Origin of the sequence: Bradyrhizobium sp. (assembly GCF_019242285.1) — a bacterium.
Classification (GTDB): Bacteria; Pseudomonadota; Alphaproteobacteria; order Rhizobiales; family Xanthobacteraceae; genus Bradyrhizobium.
In genome coordinates this window covers 1-4265 of the sequence record NZ_JAFAVV010000483.1, presented here as the reverse complement: position 1 = coordinate 4265, position 4265 = coordinate 1, and the positions used below count along the sequence as shown (strand labels likewise).

The window sequence follows — 4265 nt, the reverse complement described above, 5'->3', positions numbered from 1 at the left end:
TACTTCTTCTTCCAATTGAAATAAGTCGCCTGGCTGATCCCGGCCTTGCGGCAGATCTCCGCGTCCGCGAGGCTCGACGAGCCGCTGCCTGTAATTACCGCCAATTCCCGACACTTGATGGGGCACATCTCGCAGGTTTGAGACACTCGCAAAGGCGGTATTGGGATCTCAGTCCAGTCCAGACGGCTAGTCAGTCCACCTCGGCCCGCCTGGGTCAACGGTCCGATTTCGCCGATCGGATACTTTACCGCGCCATTTTCAATAAAACGTAACGCCTGTCTCCGATTTCGCGGGGTGTCGAAAATCGACTCCTCCACAATCGACACCAACCGCCGCCCCGACGCTACGCCATAGTAGCCACGAACCGGCGCCCGCGATCGTTCGACCACTTACGAATCGAAGACAGATTGATAGCGCCGTCGATCCATGATCTCAGCGCGATGTTCCGACAGGGAAAGAAAAGCAATGCCTTACGTCGATGCTACCGGGGCGAAGCTCTACTTTGAAGCACATGGCAATGGCTATCCAATTATTTTCGCACATGAATTCGGATATGACATCCGGCAATGGGAGACGCAGGTCAGCTATTTCTCACGCGCGTATCGCTGCGTCACCTACAATGCGCGCGGCTATCCACCCAGTGATGTCCGGAGGATGCCGCCTTGTATGGCTGGGAGTTCTCCGTCGACGACATCGCCGCAGTTATGCGCGATCTCTCCGTCCAAAGCGCCCATCTGGTGGGCTCGAGTTCGTAGCGCATGATTCGAACCCCAGTTTGAAAGCTTGAATCACAAAGGTCTGACCAAACGCAATGCTTGCAGTCGGGCCCCGGCGGGACGCTAGCGGGTAGAAGCGGACATCGGCCAGCGAAAACGACCCAAAGCCGTCATTATTGCGTTGTATGGCAACCCGCAGTCCGAATGACCCGGACTAGACGTCCAGGCGATGTTGCGCATGCCAAGTGATTGAGTCCCGAGAGAAGGAAGCTCCCCATGACACTGACGGCGCTGGCCCCGATCCTCACGACTGAGGACATGGACCGCTCGGTCCGCTTTTATGTCGATGTGCTCGGGTTTACCTGTGGTATGCAGACATCCGGCTATTCGAACCTATATCGGGATGCGGTGCGCATTATGCTGGCTGCGCCAAATTCGGGTTCGGAGTGGAAGGGTCCAAAATTAACCGGACAGCTCTATATCGATCTGGAAACGGCCGACGAGGTGGATGCGCTGTGGGCGGTCGTGAAGGACCGTGCCGAGGTGATCTACCCGGTGGATGATTTCCACTACGGTTCACACGAGTTCGGCATCCGCGACGACAACGGATATTCTCTGGCATTCGGTGCGCCATCGAAGCCAGGCACAGATCGATCTTGCTAGGTTCGGTGCTCGCTCTCACTTCGTGGTCTGTCCGATCCGTCGTACGGGGATCACGCAAAGAAAACATTTGCCTGGGTTTGGCACATCGCGACTATCGCACTGCAACACAAACTCGGTTTGCTATAGGAGCGCACGTGTCACCAGTCACGCGACGCTGCCAGTTTATAGGTATACGGCCTAAATTGCGGCCGGCCAAGCGTGCTCTGGCGAACCGGGGCAAAGATGCCGATCAACTGCTTGCTGAAGGACAGCGAGCTGACGCCTGAAGAGATCGAGAGATTGAACAAGGCATACATCCTTCACGCTACGCTCGCTGAGTTTGGTTGATCGCAACGATCCCCTTACGGAATTCTGGTGCGCAAGGTCATCGAGATCGGCACAACCGTTCACGATCCAGCAGAGATCTCCAGGGGGCCATCAAGGGCCTGGGCATCTCGTAACTACGGCCTACGTCGCGGCGGTCACACCATTACTGGACAACGAGCAGGGTGAACATGCCGCAGTTGATGTCAGGCGTGCACTACCTTGGCGGGAGGCTCCCTTGTCTGTTGAGCGCACGGGCGCATCGTAAGGGACACTCGGTTTGCATTCAAAACGCTGCAACACGATCATGACGCCAAGACTTTCGGGTTTACTACTGAAGGACCCTCGCTCACGCGCCAAGAGTTCGCGGAGGAGTGCGATATCTAACGTGCTGAGGGCATATCGGCGATGCCTTCGGCCCGCGCTCTACTCGTCGCTTCGCTCCCACCGAGCCACCCCTACGGGTGTCTCGGCCCTTCGGGGTAACGATCGCTATCGCAAACGCTCGCGTCACTCGTCAAACAGTGTGGCTTCGCAAGTCAACTGCCAAGTCGCAGCGGCTCTTTCGCAAGGAATCGGATACCAGCCGACGTGTTCGGGCAGGCGCTATTGGAGGATCCACCGCAATGACCCGAACTGCATCTTGTCGCAAATCGCCGCGACTACCCAGAGTTTGTTGGCTTGGAAGTTGGGCGCTGGGAACCTGCGGACAGGGGAGCGGGAGAGCAAGATAAAAGCACTGGCGCCTGACGCCGGCCCAAGTCGTTGTCTGCACATCCAGGATTTAGCGCCCTCAAGGCGCGCGATGTCGCCAAAGCAGACGTACCGCTATGTTGGTACTGCTTGATTGCGGCTGCGTCTTGGCAAGCATTCGCTCGCTCCACATATCGGCCCCGTTCCTGGAAAGCGGGCGCGGCATGCAAGAGATCGATGACGAATTCGAAGTGAGGCTCGGGCGAATCGGCAATCGCAAAGCGAAGAGAGCGACGAACTATCTACGGCGCGTTCGCCAGGAGGCGCAAAAGGCAGGCGCGAGCTCGCGGCGTGCCTCGTCGTTTACAGGCAGCCGGATCGGCCGCGGCCATGCCCATGGCGTGACGCTTGCCGGACGCGCCCGCGCGGCAGGCCGGCGGCGCGTCGTGATCAAGACGCGAATCGTGCGCGTCAAGGCAGGCGATACGGGCGCCGTCCGGGCGCACTTGCGATACGTTCAGCGTGACGGCGTCACACGTGATGGCCAACCAGGCGAACTCTATGACGCCGGTAGCGATCGCGCCGACGGCAAGCATTCGCCGAACGGAGCGCTGGCGATCGCCATCAGTTCCGGTTCATCGTCGCACCAGAGGACAGTGCGGAGCTATCGGACTTGAAGCCGTTTCTCCGCGACCTCATGCGACAGATGGAAGAGGATCTTGGCACGAAGCTCGACTGGGTCGCGGCCGATCATTTCAACACGGGGCATCCACATAGCCACATCGTGGTCGCGGCAGGGACGATGAGGGAAACGATCTGGTGATTGTCCGGAATTACATCTCGCACGGGATGCGGGCGCGGCGGCTGACCTCATGACCCGGGACCTCGGTCCGAGATGGCGATCGAGGCCGCTCGCAAGCTTCAGCAGGAAGTCACGGCAGAGCGATTCACGCGTCTCGACCGGGCCATCCTGCGCGATGCGACGGACGGACGCCTTGAGCCCGCCGTGAATCCCGCAAAGGATCCGGTGTGGCACGCCACCCGAATGGGACGGCTGCGGACGCTCGAGCGTATGGCGTTGGCCGAGGACAGCACCCCTGGCCCTTGGCAGATCGAGGCGGAGCTCGAAGCAAAGCTCCGGCGCATGGGCGAGCGAGGCGATATCATCAAAACGATGCATCGGGAGTTGGCGGAGGCCGGTCTTTCCCATGCCGCCGGCAGCTATACGATCTTCGATCCGGAGCGGGGCGATCAACGTCTCGTCGGGCGCGTGGTCGGAGACGGGTTCTCGGATGAGTTCGCCGAGCGCCGGTACGTCGTCATCCACGGCATCGACGGGCAGATCCATTACGTCGACCTTGGTGCTGTTTCCACCGGTGAAGAGCCGCTCGTGCGGAATACCATCGTTGAGCTCAGCTCTCGCCGCGCTGAGCCGCGTGAGATTGATCGGACCATCGCAAAGATTGCGGCCGCCGAGAATGGTATTTACAGCGACCAGCTGCATCGAGAGTTCGATCCTCAAGCGTCAGGTGAGTACGTCGCCGCCCATGTGCGCCGCCTGGAAGCAATGCGGCGCGAAGGGACGGTGGAGCGGCTCCCTGATTGCCGCTGGAATGTTGGTGCGGACCATCTTGACCGGGCACTTCGGTTTGAAAAACTTCATCGTTCCCGGAGCCCTGTGCGGCTCGCGATGCTCTCATGGCAGAGGCTGGAGGACCTGCCGCAGGCCATGGGCGCGACCTGGCTCGATCGCCAGCTCGTCGCCAAGTCACCCGAGGCTCTTGGGCCAACTGGAATGGGCGCGGAAGTCGAGAGCGCGCTTTGGACCAGGCGCCAATGGCTCATCGAACAGGGGCTAGCTCGCGAACAGGAGGGCAGGTGCGCTATGCG

5 protein-coding genes and 1 pseudogene are annotated in these 4265 nt (G+C 60.0%); 3 read left to right on the top strand and 3 right to left on the bottom strand.

Annotation, left to right across the window (positions count from 1 at the left end; genetic code table 11):
• Nucleotides 1–71: pseudogene (locus tag JOY90_RS40175) on the bottom strand (transposase); the annotation flags it as partial.
• 921 nt (nucleotides 72–992) lie between these two features.
• Between JOY90_RS40175 and JOY90_RS19140 the strand changes: the two are divergent.
• Nucleotides 993–1379, top strand: a complete 387-nt coding sequence (locus JOY90_RS19140) for a VOC family protein (protein WP_291692677.1) — start codon at nucleotides 993–995, stop codon at nucleotides 1377–1379.
• Between the two features lie 137 nt (nucleotides 1380–1516).
• On the opposite strand, the gene JOY90_RS19135 is transcribed toward JOY90_RS19140, so the two are convergent.
• Together JOY90_RS19135 and JOY90_RS19130 are read right to left on the bottom strand one after the other, a co-directional pair.
• Entirely contained in the window at nucleotides 1517–1666 is a 150-nt protein-coding gene (locus JOY90_RS19135; RefSeq protein ID WP_291692676.1) for a hypothetical protein, read from the bottom strand.
• Nucleotides 1667–2677: 1011 nt separating this feature from the next.
• Nucleotides 2678–2971 carry a hypothetical protein gene (locus JOY90_RS19130; RefSeq protein ID WP_291692675.1) on the bottom strand — a complete coding sequence of 98 codons (294 nt, stop codon included), beginning with the start codon at nucleotides 2969–2971 and terminating at the stop codon, nucleotides 2678–2680.
• Between the two features lie 77 nt (nucleotides 2972–3048).
• Here JOY90_RS19130 and JOY90_RS19125 point away from each other — a divergent pair, with 77 nt between their 5' ends.
• Together JOY90_RS19125 and JOY90_RS19120 are read left to right on the top strand one after the other, a co-directional pair.
• The gene (locus tag JOY90_RS19125) at nucleotides 3049–3198 is read left to right on the top strand and encodes a hypothetical protein (protein WP_291692674.1); all 150 of its coding nucleotides are present in this window, start codon (nucleotides 3049–3051) and stop codon (nucleotides 3196–3198) included.
• A gap of 72 nt (nucleotides 3199–3270) precedes the next feature.
• On the top strand, nucleotides 3271–4265 hold a 995-nt coding region (locus tag JOY90_RS19120), incomplete at its 3' end, for a DUF3363 domain-containing protein (RefSeq protein ID WP_291692673.1).